The organism is Rhizobium sp. CG5, from assembly GCF_023701945.1.
Classification (GTDB): domain Bacteria; phylum Pseudomonadota; class Alphaproteobacteria; order Rhizobiales; family Rhizobiaceae; genus Allorhizobium.
The window spans coordinates 314,823-332,254 of sequence record NZ_JABAEF010000005.1 but is presented as its reverse complement, the minus strand read 5'-3'; the positions used below and the strand labels follow the sequence as shown (position 1 = coordinate 332,254).

Annotated in this window: 17 protein-coding genes; 6 read left to right on the top strand and 11 right to left on the bottom strand. The window is 62.5% G+C overall.

The genetic code is table 11. From position 1 onward, the window contains the following. Both HGO38_RS11415 and HGO38_RS31025 read left to right on the top strand, forming a co-directional pair. On the top strand, positions 1-416 hold a 416-nt coding region (locus tag HGO38_RS11415), incomplete at its 5' end, for a 4Fe-4S dicluster domain-containing protein (RefSeq protein ID WP_250955991.1). Between the two features lie 191 nt (positions 417-607). Then, a complete protein-coding gene (locus tag HGO38_RS31025) occupies positions 608-2,494 on the top strand; it encodes a M10 family metallopeptidase (protein ID WP_284739382.1) in 1,887 nt (628 codons plus the stop codon). Positions 2,495-2,645: 151 nt separating this feature from the next. Here HGO38_RS31025 and HGO38_RS11405 read toward each other — a convergent pair whose 3' ends face one another. From HGO38_RS11405 to HGO38_RS11395, 3 genes are all read right to left on the bottom strand, one after another. After that, a complete protein-coding gene (locus HGO38_RS11405; protein WP_250955990.1) occupies positions 2,646-3,011 on the bottom strand; it encodes a type II toxin-antitoxin system VapC family toxin in 366 nt (121 codons plus the stop codon). Further along, a complete protein-coding gene (locus HGO38_RS11400; RefSeq protein WP_250955989.1) occupies positions 3,008-3,205 on the bottom strand; it encodes a type II toxin-antitoxin system VapB family antitoxin in 198 nt (65 codons plus the stop codon). Before HGO38_RS11400 ends, HGO38_RS11405 begins: the two co-directional genes overlap by 4 nt. Positions 3,206-3,311: 106 nt before the next feature. Beyond that, a complete protein-coding gene (locus HGO38_RS11395) occupies positions 3,312-3,707 on the bottom strand; it encodes a DoxX family protein (RefSeq protein WP_250955988.1) in 396 nt (131 codons plus the stop codon). A 270-nt stretch (positions 3,708-3,977) separates the two neighbouring features. Here HGO38_RS11395 and HGO38_RS11390 point away from each other — a divergent pair, with 270 nt between their 5' ends. Continuing rightward, entirely contained in the window at positions 3,978-4,592 is a 615-nt protein-coding gene (locus HGO38_RS11390; protein ID WP_250955987.1) for a L,D-transpeptidase, read from the top strand. On the opposite strand, the gene HGO38_RS11385 is transcribed toward HGO38_RS11390, so the two are convergent. After that, positions 4,589-5,356, bottom strand: a complete 768-nt coding sequence (locus HGO38_RS11385; RefSeq protein WP_250955986.1) for an AraC family transcriptional regulator — start codon at positions 5,354-5,356, stop codon at positions 4,589-4,591. The genes HGO38_RS11390 and HGO38_RS11385 overlap by 4 nt on opposite strands. Before the next feature lie 111 nt (positions 5,357-5,467). On the opposite strand from HGO38_RS11385, the gene HGO38_RS11380 reads away from it, so the two are divergent. After that, entirely contained in the window at positions 5,468-6,409 is a 942-nt protein-coding gene (locus HGO38_RS11380; protein ID WP_250955985.1) for a DMT family transporter, read from the top strand. Positions 6,410-6,423: 14 nt separating this feature from the next. Here HGO38_RS11380 and HGO38_RS11375 read toward each other — a convergent pair whose 3' ends face one another. Further along, complete coding sequence (locus HGO38_RS11375) at positions 6,424-7,335, bottom strand: DMT family transporter (protein WP_250955984.1); 912 nt, start codon at positions 7,333-7,335, stop codon at positions 6,424-6,426. A gap of 131 nt (positions 7,336-7,466) precedes the next feature. Between HGO38_RS11375 and HGO38_RS11370 the strand changes: the two genes are divergently transcribed. Beyond that, a complete protein-coding gene (locus HGO38_RS11370; protein WP_250955983.1) occupies positions 7,467-7,943 on the top strand; it encodes an Lrp/AsnC family transcriptional regulator in 477 nt (158 codons plus the stop codon). Positions 7,944-8,137: 194 nt separating this feature from the next. Here HGO38_RS11370 and HGO38_RS11365 read toward each other — a convergent pair whose 3' ends face one another. Together HGO38_RS11365 and HGO38_RS11360 are read right to left on the bottom strand one after the other, a co-directional pair. Further along, complete coding sequence (locus HGO38_RS11365) at positions 8,138-9,154, bottom strand: zinc-binding alcohol dehydrogenase family protein (RefSeq protein WP_250955982.1); 1,017 nt, start codon at positions 9,152-9,154, stop codon at positions 8,138-8,140. A 95-nt stretch (positions 9,155-9,249) separates the two neighbouring features. Then, positions 9,250-10,488 carry an MFS transporter gene (locus HGO38_RS11360; protein ID WP_250955981.1) on the bottom strand — a complete coding sequence of 413 codons (1,239 nt, stop codon included), beginning with the start codon at positions 10,486-10,488 and terminating at the stop codon, positions 9,250-9,252. A gap of 288 nt (positions 10,489-10,776) precedes the next feature. Between HGO38_RS11360 and HGO38_RS11355 the strand changes: the two genes are divergently transcribed. Further along, a complete protein-coding gene (locus tag HGO38_RS11355; RefSeq protein WP_250955980.1) occupies positions 10,777-11,685 on the top strand; it encodes a diacylglycerol/lipid kinase family protein in 909 nt (302 codons plus the stop codon). Between the two features lie 255 nt (positions 11,686-11,940). On the opposite strand, the gene HGO38_RS11350 is transcribed toward HGO38_RS11355, so the two are convergent. From HGO38_RS11350 to HGO38_RS11335, 4 genes are read right to left on the bottom strand one after another with little or no spacing between them, the layout of a single operon-like run. Next, complete coding sequence (locus HGO38_RS11350) at positions 11,941-13,545, bottom strand: ABC transporter ATP-binding protein (RefSeq protein ID WP_250955979.1); 1,605 nt, start codon at positions 13,543-13,545, stop codon at positions 11,941-11,943. Positions 13,546-13,547: 2 nt separating this feature from the next. Continuing rightward, on the bottom strand, positions 13,548-14,672 hold the full coding sequence (locus HGO38_RS11345) for an ABC transporter permease (protein ID WP_250955978.1): 1,125 nt from the start codon (positions 14,670-14,672) through the stop codon (positions 13,548-13,550). Further along, positions 14,665-15,588, bottom strand: coding sequence for an oligopeptide ABC transporter permease OppB (oppB, locus tag HGO38_RS11340; protein ID WP_250955977.1), 924 nt, complete (start codon positions 15,586-15,588; stop codon positions 14,665-14,667). The genes HGO38_RS11345 and oppB overlap by 8 nt, the downstream gene beginning before the upstream one ends. Positions 15,589-15,646: 58 nt before the next feature. Then, the gene (locus HGO38_RS11335) at positions 15,647-17,197 is read right to left on the bottom strand and encodes a peptide ABC transporter substrate-binding protein (protein ID WP_502941543.1); all 1,551 of its coding nucleotides are present in this window, start codon (positions 17,195-17,197) and stop codon (positions 15,647-15,649) included. Positions 17,198-17,432 lie beyond the last annotated feature (235 nt).

The following is a 17,432-nucleotide window of genomic DNA, read 5'->3' as shown; positions in this document are numbered from 1 at the left end:
TCGGTCTCTCGGTCTTCGGCACGCTGAAACACGGCAAGACCGATGCGGCCTCGCTGGAGCCGGCCGCCAAACACAAGCCGATCGCCTATCCACGGCCGGATGGTGTGCTGACCTTCGACCGCCTGTCATCGGTCTTCCTGTCCAACACCAACCACGAGGAGGACCAGCCGGTGCACCTCAAGGTCAAGGACATGCAGCTGCAGAAGCGCTCCGAACACGACATCTATGCGGGCCCATCGACCCGCTACTGTCCGGCCGGCGTCTACGAATGGGTGGAAAAGGACGGCGAGGACGTTTTCGTCATCAACGCCCAGAACTGCGTGCACTGCAAGACCTGCGACATCAAGGACCCCAACCAGAACATCACCTGGGTCCCGCCCCAGGGCGGCGAAGGACCGGTCTATCCGAATATGTGATTTTGGGGAAATTCGGGCCCGCCCGGATCGCCGCGGCCTGGAGGCGCGGCGACGGATCGGTTGATCCGAACGGGGCACGGCATTGATGGCTCGCGCGCGATTCGGAAACGCTTAACTACCTTCCTTTACAGAGAAATATTGAATCCTCTTTATTAGGCTACGCTTATGTGAGTGTAGCGAAGGGGATATCGATGAGTGTTGCGACGGTTGCGTCATCGCGGCAGTATTGGGATGCACTGGTGGGTGGTTACAAATGGACCGATGCCACGGTGAGTTTTTCATTCGCCACGTCGGCGAGCGATTATGGTGCGAACTACAGCCGTACGGGCGAGCCCAATAACGGCTTCGGCGTGCTGAACGCCACGCAACAGTCTGCCACGCGCGCCGTGTTCGCCGAGATATCCGGTTTCACCAACCTGAATTTTTCCGAGAGGACGGGATCGGACGTCTCCTCCGCCACGATCAGGCTCGGTCAGACCCTGTCCACCGCCACGGCCCATGCCTATTTTCCGGGCAGCTACGAGGCCGCGGGCGATGTCTGGTTCCGCAACGACGGTACCTATGACAGCCCGGTCCTCGGCAGCTACGCCTATAACGAAGGTTTCCTGCACGAGATCGGCCATGCGCTGGGATTGGCGCACGGTCACGAAATCCGCGCCGGCTTTGGAAGGCTGAGCGCTGCCTACGACAGCAACGAATTCACGGTGATGACCTATCGCGACCATGTCGGCGATTCCGTCCGCGATGGCAGCGAGAACGAGACCTGGGGCAATGCCCAATCGTTCATGATGCTGGACATCGTGGCGCTGCAATATCTTTATGGCGCCAGTTACGCGGCGAGCGGCGAGGTGTTCAGTGGCGACTCGGTCTATACCTTTTCCAGCACGACCGGCGAAATGTTCATCAATGGCGAGGGGCAGGGCACGCCCGGCGGCAACCGCATCTTCCGGACCATCTGGGACGGCAATGGCAGCGATACCTACGACCTTTCCAATTACACGACGAACCTGCAGATCGATCTTCGACCCGGACAATGGTCCACCTTCGCCCAGGCACAGCTGGCTGACCTCGACGGCGGCAGTCGCGCAACGAACCTGGCACGCGGCAATCTGGCCAATGCCCTGCTCTACAGCGGCGATATTCGCTCGCTGATCGAAAACGCCGTCGGCGGCAGCGGCAATGATACGATCACCGGCAATGATGCCAATAACGGGCTCACCGGCGGCGGCGGCACCGACACGCTCAATGGCGGTCTTGGGGACGATACGCTGAATGGCGGCACCGGCGACGACGTGCTCAATGGTGGTCTGGGAAATGATACGCTGAATGGCGGCGCCGACAACGACGTGCTCAATGGCGGTCCGGGAAACGACGTTCTGAATGGCGATGCCGGCGACGACCGCTTCCTGGTGGAACTCGGTGTTGACGCCTACGACGGAGGCGACGGCAATGACAGCCTGTCCTTCGCCACGTCCACCCGGGCGGTCATCCTCAATCTGGCCGATGCCAGCCTGAACAGGAACGACGCCCTCAGCGAAACCTATGTCAATGTCGAGACCTTCATCGCCACCCGCTTTGCCGATGGGATGACCGGCAATGACCAGGCGAATATCTTCTATGCCGGGGCGGGCAATGACCAGCTTTATGGCGGGCTTGGCGGCGATACGCTGTATGGCGAGGCCGGCACGGACTCTCTATATGGCGAGGCGGGAAACGATACGCTCATCGGCGGCCTGAACGCCGACAGGCTGTACGGCGGTGCCGGCGCCGACACCTTCGTCTTCGCCACGGTCACTGCCTCCACGGCGGCAGCGCGAGACATGATCTATGATTTTTCGGCGTCCGAGAGCGATCTGATCGACCTTGTGGCCATCGATGCCAATAGCCGGGTGGCGAGCGACCAGGCCTTCACCTGGATTGCAAGCGCCGCATTTTCCGGCTCCGCTTCGGAATTGAGGGTGGACTACCTCAACTCCTGCACGATCGTCAGCGCCGATCTCAACGGCGACCGGCGCGTCGATTTCGCCTTCAACCTGAACCGCGGCGTCGAACTCACATCGGATAGCTTCATTCTTTGACAAGTAGGCGGTGAAAAGTACGATGCATTCGCGCAAGGTCTCGCCGCAGGGTGGCGAGGGGCTGGGTAATCCGAGAATGTGATGGTGGCACCCCCTCCTGGCTTGGAGAGGGGATGCGTTGACGATTGTGAATTGGTTTACGTTTGCCTGTTCATGGCTTTATCGCCAGTCCAAAGCGCTGGGCCACTGCGTAGAGCCTTTTGTCGCGGGTCCAAAGCAGGGTATTCGGAGTGATAAGAAGCGATGCGATGAGGTGAGCATCGCTGTAACCTATACCGGAACCTGAGAGTTTGTGGTCTCTCACCAAAGTCAGAACCTCATCTTCACGGGCCGTATTGGCCTGACGGAGGCTTTTCAGAAAACGTATGACGACGTCGAATTGTCTCAGGTTTCCTAGCGCCAGTTCGCCGATCACGTGAGGATGAGCACAAATATCGTCAGTCCGGATCAAATTTAAGAGCCTTTGGTCCGGTTTGCCCAGATGATCCGCCCAGATATTGGTATCGACGAGGATCACGGCTCATCCGGTCGCTGTCTGGGGGCTGCTCGAAAGTCCGGCTCACTGCCGCCGAGCTTGGCAAGACGGTTTGCTGCTTCTCGCTGAACAAGAGCCTGAAGCGCCATCCGCACAAGGGTCGGGGTCTCCTGAATGCCGGTAAACTCCTTGGCGTCTGCCAGCAACTGATCGTCAATGGTAATCGTCGTGCGCATCGGCTGGGCTCCTTCGCACCAAATATAGCACCAACCGATGCACCTTTCAATGAAACGGCCAAGAAACGCCCCCCTTTGCGGAGCGCCGCTTGCTGGTGCTGCAGCCCTACCGCCCGGCCTTCCAGGCCACCACCATCAGCGCGCCGATGACAGAGATATGTTCCATGGCCACATGGAATTCGATGGTGCGGAACGGCTCCTCCATGGTCCAGAAATGGTGCGCGATCGGGATGGTCAGGACGGTGAACACGGCAAGTGCGCCGGCGCCGAGCCAGGTCCAGCGGTTGAGGATGACAAGCGCCGATCCGGTCAGTTGCACGATGATCGTGGCCACCGCAAAGAGCGGCGCCGGCTCAAGGCCGAAATGGCGCATTTCGCCCATGGCGGCGCTGAAATCCAGAAGCTTGGAAAGGCCACTGGCCCAGAACATGAAGGTCAGTATGGTCCGCGCGACATAGCCGAACCAGGTCGTGCCGGTAAGTGAGGTGACAAGGCTGTTCATGGAAAATCCCCCGATTGACGCTGCGCGCCATGGTGGCAGGATTGGCCGATTTGGCAATTGGCAAAGTCACGGGACCCATCCTGTCGATCAGGCACGAGAGCGGTTGCGTGCTCGCCCCCATGGCGACCAGCGATGCGCCGCTCTTTCGGGGACTTCAAAAATTGCCTTTCGTTAAGGGGACGCGGCTGCGGGCCGGCGCTGTTAAATCTCCGTTAACCATAATTTCCCTAGGGTTGACGCAGAGATTCGCGCCCCACCAAGGACATAAAGATGACGATTTCCCGCCGCGCTTTGCTGATTGGCCTGCCCTTGGTTCTGGCGGGGTGCACCGCGGGGCCAAGCCAGCAGGCGAAATATGGCGCGCTGCCGGACGAAAAATTTCCGCTGAAGCCGGTGCCGCTGGACAAGATCAAGCCGGAACTGCGCCGCACGGAAGTGGCCTATGAGACGACCCATCCGGCCGGCACCATCGTCGTCGATACGCCGGCCCGCCGCCTCTATTACGTGCTCGGCAATGGCCAGGCGATGCGCTATGGGGTCGGCGTCGGCCGCAACGGCTATGCGCTGGCCGGTCAGGCCTATATCGGGCGCAAGGCGGAATGGCCGAGCTGGACGCCGTCGCCCAATATGCTGCGCACCAATCCGGAAAAGAACAGGAAATATGCCGGCGGTCTGCCCGGCGGCCCCAACAATCCGCTCGGTGCCCGCGCCATCTATCTCTACCGCGGCGGCAACGACACCATGTTCCGCATCCACGGCACCAACCAGCCGCAGTCGATCGGCCTTGCCATGTCGTCCGGCTGCGTGCGGATGATGAACCACGATGTCATCGATCTCTACGAGCGCGTCGCTGTCGGCGGTCGGGTCGTGGTGCTGCAGGCCTAACGTCTGCGCATCGCCGTCGGGTTCTGGCCGGTCAGGCGCTGGAACATGGCGATGAAGGCCGAAGGCGTGCTGTAGCCGAGGCGTTGCGCGATGCGATGGATGGCCTCGCCCTCTTCGATCAGGGCAAGCGCCGTCAGCAATCTCAGGCGAAGCCGCCAGTGGTTGAAGGACAGGCCAAGCTGTTGCTGGCATCGGCGCGCCAGCGTCCGCTCGGTCACGCCGACGCTTTTCGCCCATTCCGACAGCGAGCGCGTATCGCCGGGATTTTGCTGCAGTCGCGCCAGCACCGGCGCCAGCAACGGGTCGTCCGTCGTTGGAAGATATCGATCGAAGCGTGGGGCGGCACCGATCTGATCGATGATCACCATGGCCAGACGCATGTCCTGCGGCGTGCGGGGATGGTGGATACCCCGGAGCTCGAAATCGGCGACGACAGCTTTCAGCACGTTGCTGACATCCAACGTACAAGGCTGCTGCGGCAGCTCGCTGCAAAAGTCTGGCGCCACGTAGATCGAGACATATCGAATGTCCTGCCGGGTGATCGCATCGTGTTCAGAGCCGGGCGGTATCCACAGCGCATATTGCGGCGGCGAGAGATAGGTCACGCCCTCCACCGAGATTTCGGCAACACCCTGGATCGCATAGTTGAGTTCGCCCCAGGTCTGGCGGCGTGGTGGAAAGACCGTGCCGGCCCTGAAATGCACGGTTCGAAACGACACGGGATCCGGCGGTTCGCCGTCCAGGTCTCCGTAGACGATGGGCATTGGCCATTCTCCGCAATGGATTGTCCGAAACTCACGATATAATGAATTCCGGACTTATGCTAGAAGCTGGCAGGGGCGGCACCGGCCGTCCTTGTCCGGGGGCACAGAACGATGGCAGACGACACGCAGAAAGGTTTGCGCTCGGGGGAGATCACGGCAGGCCTGTTGGCTGTCCTGACGATTTTGATCTGGTCGGGCAATACGATCGTCACCAAGGCTTCGGCCGGCGTGATCGAACCGGCGTCGATCTCCTTCTATCGCTGGCTGCTGGCCTTGCTCATTCTGTCGCCGTTCGTGGCCCGGCAGATCTGGACCCATCGCGTTGCGGGTCTGAAGCTCGCGCCAAAGCTTGCCTGCCTGGGTCTGCTCGGCATGGTGATCTATCAGAGCCTTGCCTATGAGGCGGCCAAGACCACCACGGCCGTCAATATGGGCCTGCTGATCGCCTTGATGCCATTGATCGCCATCCTGCTGGCCTCGGCTTTCGCGGCCGAAAGAGTGACGTTGATGCGGTTGATCGGGGGCGCTGTCTCCGTCCTGGGCCTGGTCTACCTGATTTCCCGTGGCAATCCGGCTGACCTGCTTGAGGGCGGCATCCATATCGGCGATGGCCTGATGATCGTGGCGGTCATCGCCAACGCGCTCTATGGCGTGCTGCTGAAGCGCTGGGCGCTGCCATTGCCGATGTGGCTACAGCTCTGGTGGCAGATCGCCTTTGCGACCCTCTTCCTCTTGCCGATCTGGCTGTCGAGCCATATCAGCCCGATCACCCCGTCAAACCTGTCGTTGATCCTCTTTGCCGCCATTCCCACCTCGCTGCTCGCGCCGTTCTGCTGGATGGTGGCAATCCGCCATCTCGGTGCGGCGCGCAGCGCGCTTGCCATCAATCTTCTGCCGGTCTTCGTAGCGGTGCTCGCTTGGGCTTTGCTGGGCGAGCGGCTCGAAATCTATCATCTGGTCGGCGGCGGCTTGGCTCTTCTCGGCGTGACGATCGGCATCCGACAGCCGGCATCGCCCGGCGCATCGCCGGCCGCCAGCAGGGACGGGGCTTGACGCTTCGGGCCGTTCTATGTCCGGCGATGGTGGGACAAAAGGCCGGTCGACAACACCACGCCGGCGCCGGTCACCAGCGTGGCGAGGATCGTTACCGGCCCGATCGGCTCGCCGAGCAGCAGCCCGCCGCCGATGGCAGCCGCCACCGGCGTCACCGCGGTATAGGCGGCCGCCTGCGTGCCGCCGAGGCTGCGCACCGCAGCGCCGTAGAGCAGCGTCGCCACCAGCCCGGACAGGATACCCTGGGTGAGCATCTGCAGGCCGGTTTCCGAAAATGGTGCGCTCAAAAGATGCGTGCCGTAGAACAGCACAAAGGCCAGGTTGATGATCGTCGACCAGACGCAGATCAGCGCACCGCCTTCGAAGGCCGACAGGCCGGAACGACGGAAGGCATGGGTGTAGATCGCCCAGAGCGTCGCGCCGGCCGGCAGGATGGTATAGCTCACCCAGGACAGCGTGCCCGTCGACAGATTGGCCGCCAGCAGCAGCAGGCCGCCGGTAAGGATCGCCGCCATGCCGCATTTGCGCATGCGGTCCGGCCGTTCGCCGAGCAGCGCCATGCCGATCAGCGCGGTCGCCAGCGGCATGATGCCGGGCAGCAGCACGCCGGCAGCCGAGGCAGGTGTCGAGCGCATGCCGAAGGCGACCACCTGGAAGAACGGCGCGCCGGAGCCGAGCACCATCAGCACGAGAGGCAGTTTCGGCACGCCCTTCGGCCACAATCCGGTCTTCAGCCAGACAGGCGCCAGCAGCAGGCCCGGAATGCCGTAGCGCAGCAGGCTGAGGTCGAGCGCCGACAGGGAGCCGCCGACGCTGTGGCGGGTCGAGATCAGCCACGCCGCCCAGATCAGCACCACCGAAAGCGCCGAGGCGGCGCCGATGCCGGCCGACAGGGTGGGTTTGGTCGTCTCTGCTGCCGGGGACATGGAGGCCTCTTCGTATGCGGTTCGAAGCACCATCCTAGTCCAGGCGAGGCTTTCCTGTCCTTGCTATTTCTGCCGGCGGATGTTGGAATATTGGCATAAGTGGGAACTGGCTGGCGCCGAAGGACAAAAACATGCCAAAACTCGACAAATTCGATCTCGCCATCCTGGCGGCGCTGCAGACCAACGGCCGGGCCACCAATGTCGAGGTCGCCGACACGGTCGGCCTGTCGCCGTCGCCCTGCCTGCGGCGCATCCGTCTGATGGAGGAGGCGGGGATTATCCGCGGCTACCGCGCCGATATCGATCGCCGCGCCGTCGGGCTGGAGCTGACCGTCTTCATCGCTTTCAAGGTGGCCCATCACACCCGCCAGCATGCCCAGGAGTTCCAGCAGGCCTTGCAGGACCTGCCGGAAGTGGTTGGCTGCTCGATGATCTCAGGCCATTCGGATTTTCTGGCGGAAGTGGTGGTGGAAAATCTCGCCGCCTACGAGGCGCTCTTGACCGACAAGCTGCTGGTCCTGCCGCATGTCACCGACATCCAGTCGAACTTCGCCATCCGCAGCGTCAAGACGGCCGGACCGCTGAAACTGCCGGACGGTAGGGGATGAGGGGAGTTATTGGCCTGCCCCTCACCCTAACCCTCTCCCCGCAGGCGGGGAGAGGGGACGTGCTCAACTCGACGTGCGAGAGGGACGTTACCCGAGCGGCGCCCGTCCTTCTCCCCGCTTGCGGGGAGAAGGTGCCGGCAGGCGGTTGAGGGGCTGCCCCTCAACAGAGGAGAACCGATCAAGGGCGAATTTGGTCAGAACCCTTCGAGCACGACCTTGCCCTTCATGCGGCCGCTTTCGACCAGGGCGTGGGCTTTTTTCAGGTTTGCGGCATTGATCACCCCGAGTGTTTCCGACAGCGTCGTACGGATCTTGCCGGCGTCGACCAGCTCGGCAACATGGGTCAGCAGCGTGTGCTGCTCGATCATGTCGGCAGTCTGGTGCACGGAGCGGGCAAACATCATTTCCCAATGGATCGACACGGCCTTGCCCTTGAAGGCCATGATGTCGAAGCCGCCCTTTGGGTCGTCGATGATGCAGAGGCGGCCCTGCGGCGCGATGATGGCGGCGAGATCGGCCTTGTGCACGTCGCTGTGGGTGACGGAAAAGATGAAGGCCGGTGCGCCGATGCCGAGAGCCTCGTACTGGGAGGCCATCGGCTGGCTGTGGTCGATGGCATGGTCGGCGCCGAGCGTTTTCACCCATTCGGCCGTTTCCGGCCGCGAGGCGGTGGCAATCACCGTCAGGTCGGTCAGTTCCTTGGCCAACTGGATGGCGATCGAGCCGACGCCGCCGGCCCCGCCGGTGATCAGGATCGCGTGCGTGGCACCCGGCACCTTGTCCTGGACCTTGAGGCGGTGGAACAGCGCCTCATAGGCGGTAATGGCGGTCAGCGGCAGGGCAGCAGCCTCGGCAAAACTCAAGGTCTTCGGCTTCAAGCCGACGATCCGCTCGTCGACCAGATGATACTCGCTATTGGTGCCGGGGCGGTTGATGGCGCCGGCATAAAACACTTCGTCGCCCGGCTTGAACAGCGTGACGGCATCGCCGATGGCCTTGACCACGCCGGCCGCGTCATAGCCGAGTACGCGGGTCTGGCCGGGCTCCGGCACCGCATTGTTGCGCACCTTGGTGTCGACGGGATTGACCGAGACGGCCTTGATCTCGACGAGGATGTCCTGGCCGTTCGGCTCTGGCATCGGCATGTTGAAGTCGATCAGTGCCGTGTCCGCGGTGATGGGCTGGGGTATCGTAAAACCAATGGCGCGCATGAAAACTCTCCTTGAATAGTTTGCACGCACTCAAGTGATACCGATCAGCGACGTTCGCAAGTATGCCCGTTCAGGAAGCTGCCGCCGACATCCCTTCAGAGGCGGCCTGACGGACGCCTTTCGAGCAGCACGGACAGGCCGAACACCAGAAGTCCCAGGAAGGACAGCACCGCGCCGACATAGCCGGTGGCGCCATAGCCGTAGCCGGCCGAGATGACCAGGCCGCCGAGCCAGGCGCCCAGCGCATTGGCGATGTTGAAGGCGGAATGGTTGGAGGCGGCGGCCAGCGTCTGGGCGTCGGCGGCGACATCCATCAACCGCGTCTGCACGGCCGGACAGGCGGCAAAGCCGCAGCCGGTCAGGAACACGCAGATGCACAGCATCACGGGATCATGGGCGGTCAGCGAAAACACGCTCATCAGCACGACATTGAAGGCCAGCATGCCGCCGATCGTGCCGTTCAGCGAATAATCCGCCATGCGGCTGCCCAGCACATTGCCGACATTCATGCCGACGCCGAACAGCGCCAGCACCACGGCGATCATGCTGGCCGGCAGGCCGGCGGTATCGGTGGTGGTCTTGGCGATATAGCTGAAGATCGAGAACATGCCGCCGAAGCCGACGGCGGCAACCGCCAGCATCAGCCAGACCTGCAGCCGTGCGAAGGCGCCGAGTTCGCGGCGAATGCTGGCACCCTCGGACACCTGATCCTTGGGCAGGTAGAGGGCGAGCAGCACGACGGTCAGAACGCCGATGCCGCCGACCATGCCGAAGGCCGCGCGCCAGCTGACGATCTGGCCTAAAAAGGTGGCGACCGGCGTGCCGATCAGGGTGGCGATGGTCAGGCCCAGCATGACCCGGCCGACGGCGCGGGCCCGCCGGTGCGGCGGTGCCATGGAGGCCGCCACCAGCGCCGCGACGCCGAAATAGGCGCCATGCGGCAGACCGGTGATGAAGCGCAGCGCGGTAAACGACAGAAAATCCGGCGCCAGCGCGCTGGTGACATTGCCAAGCGCGAAGAGGCCCATCAGCAGCAGCAAAAGGGTGCGGCGCGACAGCTTGGCAGCCAGCACGGCAATGATCGGCGCCCCGACCACGACGCCAAGCGCATAGGCGCTGATCACCTGGCCGGCATCCGGCACGCTGACGCCGTAGGATGTCGCCACATCCGGCAAGAGGCCCATGATGGCAAATTCACCGGTGCCGATGCCGAAGCCGCCGGCGGCCAGGGCAATCTCGATCAGGATCACCATCAGTGGCGTCAAGCCGGCCGGGGTCTCAGTCTGCGTGGCGCGGACAGCGGGTTCGGCGGGCAGGCAAGTCGTATCGGTCATGAACCACCTGGAATCCGCTGCCTTGGGAGATGCAGCGCGTCTGGGCTGAAGGAGGAGACGCAACCGGCGCGCGGGGCAGGAGATTGCTGCCGGTGCCATGATGCTGACGTGATTTGACATATATCACGGATTTGTGCGGTGCGGTAAAGACCCCTTTGATCACACCCTCTTGAATTCGATGACGTGACGCCGATTTTTGGGACGCATGAAACCTTTGATGTCGCCGGACGTTGTTCCACGCTGTAAATCGCGCCCGACCCATGTCGAGCGCCCACCGGAAGCGGAAACATGAAACTCAAAGCAGTGTTCAATCGCGACGGCGGCACCTTCAAGACCACCGATATGCAGGCCTATTGCGCCCATGCCACCGCCGCCTTCGAGCGGGCCGGCCATGAGGTGTCCTGTTCGGTGGTGGCCGGCAAGGAGGTCGAGGACGCGCTGAAATCGGCGGCCGGCGAGGGGGGGTATGATGCCCTGATTGCCGGCGGCGGCGACGGCACGATTTCGGCCGCCGCCGGCATCGCCTGGAAGGCGGGCCTGCCGCTCGGCGTCGTGCCGGCCGGCACCATGAACCTGTTTGCCCGTTCGCTGAAACTGCCGCTCGACATCTGGCAGGTGCTCGACACGCTGGCGGAAAGCCCGGTGCGCGCCGTGGATATCGCCACCGTCAACGATCGGCCCTTCGTGCACCAGTTTTCCGCCGGCCTGCATGCCCGCATGGTCCGCATGCGCAATTCCATGGAGTTTTCGTCGCGCTTCGGCAAGATGCGCGCCAGCACGCGGGCCGCCCTCAGCGTCATGTTCCAGCCGCCGCGCTTCGACGTGGTCTTCGACATCGACGGTGATGGCCGCAACGAGCACCGTGCAGTATCGGCCATCTCGGTGTCCAACAATCCGATCGGCAACAACCCGCTGTTTTTCGCCGACGACCTGACGAGCGGCAAGCTCGGGGTCTATCTCGCCGATCCGCTGACGCCGTCGGGCGTCGCCTATCTCGCCGTCGATATCCTGCGCGGCCGGCTGGAGGAAAACCAGGCCGTCACCGCCTCGACGGCAAAGCTGGTCAAGCTGCATTTCCCAAAACACCGCAAGGGGGCGGCCTGCGTGGTCGACGGCGAACTGCTGCGCATGCCGAGGACTGTCGAGGTCAAGCTGCATGCCGGCGAACTGAAGGTGCTGGCGCCGGCACCGGAGTGAATGTCGAAAAGGTGTTCGCCTGAATAAAGCGCCCTCTCTGGCCTGCCGGCGTTCGTCACTGAAATCGATTCACTGGATCGATTTCTCCGCTGCGCGGACCGCTCCTCACCCCACCACAAGGGGGGAGAAGACTAGCGGAAACCGCTCGGTCTATCCGTAGAGGGTACGGCAGGGTTAAGCCCCCCCCTTGTGGGGAGGGTTTGGGAGGGGTTTTCCCCTATCCGATAGTCCTCCCTGTTACGGGAGAGGACACTCTCAATGGGCAAACGCCGCGGCGATCAGGGCCTTGGTATAGTCCTCGGCCGGACGCTCGAAGATGGCCTCCGTTGCGCCCTGTTCGACGATCTTGCCGTTTTTCATGACCACCACATGATCCGACATCGCCCGGACGACAGACAGGTCGTGGCTGATGAAGACATAGGACAGGCCATGCTTTTCCTGCAGGTCGCGCAGCAGTTCGATGACCTGCAGCTGCACCGATCGGTCGAGCGCCGAGGTCGGCTCGTCGAGAATGATCACCTTGGGCTTCAGGATGATCGAGCGGGCAATGGCGATGCGCTGCCGCTGGCCGCCGGAGAACTCGTGCGGATAGCGGTTGCGGGCCGCCGGATCGAGGCCGACTTCCAGCAAGGCCGCGATGGCGCGCTTGTCGCGATCGGCCTTGGTCAACTGCGGCTCGTGTACGTAGAGGCCTTCGGTGATGATCTCGCCGACCGTCTGGCGCGGCGACAGCGAGCCGTAGGGGTCCTGGAACACCAGCTGCATCTGCCGGCGATAGGGGCGCATCTGGCCGCGGTCGAGCAGCGAGATATCCGTCGTCTCGAAGCGGTAGCGCCCGTCCGAGGCCAGCAGTCGGAGCAGGGCGCGCCCCAGCGTCGACTTGCCGGAACCGGATTCACCCACCACGCCGATGGTCTGGCCCTGGCGCAGCGTCAGGCTGACATTGTCGACGGCGCGAAAGGTTTTCGAACCGCGAAACAGGAAGCCGCTGCCGATGTTGAAATCGACGACCACATTGCGGCCTTCCAGCATGATCGGCGCATCATCGGCCGGCGGCGCCTTCACGCCATGCGGCTCGGCCGCCAGCAGCATCTTGGTATAGTCGGCGGTCGGCCGCTCGAAGATGTCTTCGCGCGAGCCCTGTTCGACGACTTCGCCGCGCCGCATCACGATGACGCGGTCGGCGACGTGCTTCACCACGCCGAGGTCATGGGTGATCAGCACGATCGCCATGCCGAAGCGCTTCTGCAACCCGGCGAGCAGGTCGAGGATCTGCGCCTGGATGGTGACGTCGAGCGCTGTGGTCGGCTCGTCGGCGATCAGCACGTCGGGTTCGTTGGCCAGCGCCATGGCGATCATCACCCGCTGCCGCTGGCCGCCCGACAACTCATGCGGATAGCTGTCGATGCGGCGGTTCGGATCGGGAATGCCGACCAGGTTGAGCAGTTCCAGCACGCGGGTCCGGGCCTGGCTTTTGCTCATGCCGCGGTGGTAGCGCAGCGGTTCGGCGATCTGCTTGCCGATCGTGTAGAGCGGATCGAGCGAGGTCATCGGCTCCTGGAAGATCATGGTGATCTTCGATCCGCGGACCGTGTTCAAGTCCTTCAGCCCGGCATGGGCGAGGTCGACCGCGCCGTAGCGGGCCGAGCCCTCGACGCGGCCATTCGAGGCCAGCAGGCCCATGATGCCCATCATCGTCTGGCTCTTGCCGGAACCGGATTCGCCGACGATGGCAAGCGTCTCGCCCTTCTTCACGTCGAAGGACACGCCCTTGACCGCCTCGACATCGCCGTCCGGCGTCGTGAAGGTGACCTTGAGATCCTTGACCGTCAGCACGGTGTTCATTTGAGTATTGTCCATGCTTATCGATCCTTCGGATCAAGCGCATCGCGCAGGCCGTCGCCGACGAAGTTGAGGGCAAACAGCGTGATGACGAAGAAGATGGCCGGGAAGATCAACAGCCACGGCGCGCTCTGCATGTTCTTGGTGCCTTCCGAGATCAGCGTGCCCCAGCTGGCCAGCGGCGCCTGGACGCCAAGGCCGAGGAAGGACAGGAAGCTTTCGGTCAGGATCACCTGCGGCACCACGACGGTGACGAAGACGATGACCGGTCCGACCGTGTTGGGGATGATATGGCGGCGGATGATCTGCCAGTCGGTGAGGCCGAGCGCCTGGGCAGCGCTGACGAATTCGCGGCGCTTCAAGGACAGGGTCTGGCCGCGCACGATGCGGGCCATCTCCAGCCATTGTACGGCGCCGATGACGGCAAAGATCAGCACGATCGACCGGCCGAAGAAGACGACCAGCACCACGACCAGGAAGACGAAGGGCAGCGAATAGATGATCTCGACGAAGCGCATCATCACATTGTCGACGCGGCCGCCGATATAGCCGGATGTCGCCCCATAGATGACGCCGATGCCGAGCGAGACCAGCGAAGCGGCAAGGCCGACGGCAATCGAGATCTGCCCACCGAGCATGACACGGACCAGAAGGTCGCGGCCGTTGCTGTCGGTGCCAAAGGGGAAATACTGCTGGTCGACCGTGCCGGTCAGCGTCATCGACAGCTGGTCGGGCGAGGTTTCGGCCACCGTGGTGTTCTTGAACTCGTTGACCCGGTCGAAATAGCGGATGCTGCGCGGGTCGATCGGCCGATCGGAGGTCACCTTGACGGTGAAGACACCGTGTTCGATGGCGAGATTTTCGATCTTCAGGCGGGCCCGCTGCGCGGCACCTTCGGCAACCGCGGTCAATGTTTCCGGATCCGGCCGCGGCGTCAGGCTTGGCGGAATCGAGACATAGGACGGGAAGACCTGATCATAGGTATGGGGCGAGAAGAACGGGCCGGCAAACGAGAACAGCACGATCAGCAGCAGCATGAAGCAGCCGGCCATGGCCGCCTTGTTGCGCCGGAAACGCAAGAGGGCAAGCTGGCCGAGGCTGCGGCCCTCGATCGTGGGCGCAAGCGGAGTGGATATATCAGTCATGGCGGACCCTCGGGTCGAGCAGGCCATAGGCGATGTCGACCAGCAGGTTGAAGACGATCACGAACAGAGCGACGAGGATGACCGTGCCCATGACCAGGGGATAATCGCGATTGAGCGCGCCGAGCACGAAATAGCGGCCGACACCGGGAATGGTGAAGATGCTCTCCACCACGGCAGAACCGGTCAAAAGTGCGGCGGCACAGGGCGCCAGATAGGAGACGACCGGCAAAAGGGCGCCACGCAGCGCATGGGTGATGACGACGACCCGCGACGGCAGGCCATAGGCCCGGGCGGTGCGGATATGGTCGGTATGCAGCGCCTCGATCATCGAGCCACGCGTCAGGCGCGCGAAAACGGCCAGTTGCGGCAGGGCGAGTGCCGTCATCGGCAGGATCAGGTTGCGCGCCGAACCGTCACCCCAGCCACCGGCTGGCAGCCAGGACAGCATCACCGCGAAGATCAGCGTCAGCACCGGTCCGACGACGAAGTTCGGTACGGTGACGCCGACGGTGGCAAAGGTCATCAGGCCGAAATCGAGAACGCTGTTCTGGCGAAGGGCTGCAATGGTGCCGAGCGTCACGCCGCCGATCAGTGCGATCAGGATGGCATAAAGGCCGAGTTCTACCGAATAGGGCAGGGCCTTGCCGATCAGTTCGGACACCGTGTTGTCCTTGTAGATGAAGCTCGGGCCGAAATCGCCGGTCGCGGCATTGCCGAGATAGTTGAGATACTGGCGCCACAGCGGCTGGTCGAGCTTGTAGGTGGCCATGATATTGGCCATGGTTTGCGGTGGCAGCGGGCGCTCGAGATTGAACGGGCCACCCGGCGCGAAGCGCATCAGGAAGAACGAGATCGTCACGACGACGAACACCGTGGGCACGGCGCTGAGCAGCCGGCGCAGGACAAATGAGATCATGGCGAAAACGATGGCGCGCGACAGCCATCATGCTGCCGCGCGCCATTCCCTATGTTCGTTATTCGGAAACGCTGAGGAACTTCGACAGATGCTCGTTGACCGGATTGTCGCCCCAGCCCGAAACACGCGACGACACCAGCCACAGATTGGCATTGTTCATCAGTGGCGCGATCGGCTGGTCGTTCATCAGAATGGTTTCTGCCTTCTTCATCTCGGCCATGCGCTTGGCCGGATCGGTTTCCGCGTAGGACTTCTTCATCAGCGCATCGAATTCCTCGTTCTTGTACTTTCCGTAGTTGAACGTGGTGTTGGTGCTGATGTCGAGAGCCAGGAAGTTTTCAGGATCGGCATAGTCTGCTGTCCAGCCGGCGCGGGCGACGTTGAACTTGCCGCCTTCCTGCAGGTAGGCGTAGTGCGAAGCCACGTCGAGATTGACCAGCGACACCTTGGCGCCAAAGGTGTTCTTCCACATGTCGGCGACGGCGGTGGCGACGCGCTCGTGGTTGGCATTGGTGTTGTAGCGGATCTCGATGTCGAGCGGCTTGCCGCCTTCGCCGTAGCCGGCGGCCTTCATCAGCTCGACCGCCTTGTCTTCGCGGTCGATCTGCGACAGGGCTGCGAAATCCGGCTGCGGGCCTTCGCCATAGCCTTCCATGCCTGGCGGTACGAGATTGTAGGCCGGCAGCTGCGCGCCGGCATAGATTTCCTGGGCCAGGAAGTCGCGGTCGACGGCCATTGACAAGGCGCGGCGGACATTGACGTCGTTATATGGCGGCTCGCGGTTGTCGAAGACGTAGTAATAGGTGGCAAGGCCGGGGCTCACATGCACCTGGTCGCTGTAGCTCTCGCGCAGGCGTTTGATCTGGTCGGCCGAGAAATTGTAGACGAGATCGAGTTCCTTGGCTTCAAAACGGCGCACCGAAGCGGCATCGTCGTCGACCGGGTAGAAGATCACCTTGTCGAGCTTGACGTTGGCGGCATCCCAGTATTTTTCGTTCTTGACGACGGTCAGCGTGTCGTTCGGCACGTGCGCCTGCAGCACGAAGGCGCCGTTCGAAACCATGTTGCCGGGCTTGACGAACTGGTCGCCGAACTTCTCGAAATTGGCCTTGCTGACCGGCAGCGCGGTGTAATGGGCCAGAAGCTGCAGAATGAACGGCGTCGGGCGCTCGAGCGTGATCTCGAGGGTCTTGGCGTCGATCGCCTTGATGCCGAGCTGGTCGATCGGCACTTCGCCCTTGTTGGCCTTTTCGGCATTCTTGATCGGGTAGAGGATGTTGGCATATTCGGCGGCGGTCTTCGGGTCTTCGAGGCGGCGCATCGCAAAGACGAAGTCTTCAGCCGTGACCGGCGAGCCATCCGACCAGGTTGCCGTGTCGCGGATCTTGAAAGTGTAGACGGTACCGTCGTCGGAAACGGTCCAGCTCTCAGCAGTGCCGGGAACGATCTTGCCGTTGGAATCATAGATCGTCAGGCCTTCGAACAGGTCGCGTACCACGAAACCTTCGATGTCGATCGAAATATGGGCATAGTCGAGGGTCTGCGGTTCGCCGGCATTGCCGCGATGCAGAACGGCTTCGGCGAAGGCGGGAGCTGCACTCATCAGCATGGTGCCGAACAGCAGCGATGTGGCCAATTTTTGAATTTTTGTCATTTTTTTATCCCCTTTCAGGCTAATGGAAGGCGGAAAGAGACGAGAAAACCACAAAGAATTCAAGGGGTGAATTTTACGGCAGGCCACACCTTTGATTGAAAAACACGCAAACGCAGGATCTCGAAAGAAAATCGCCCGTTTGCGCAACTATTGCAAAAATTGTGTCGAGATCGCGATATTATTTACCGGT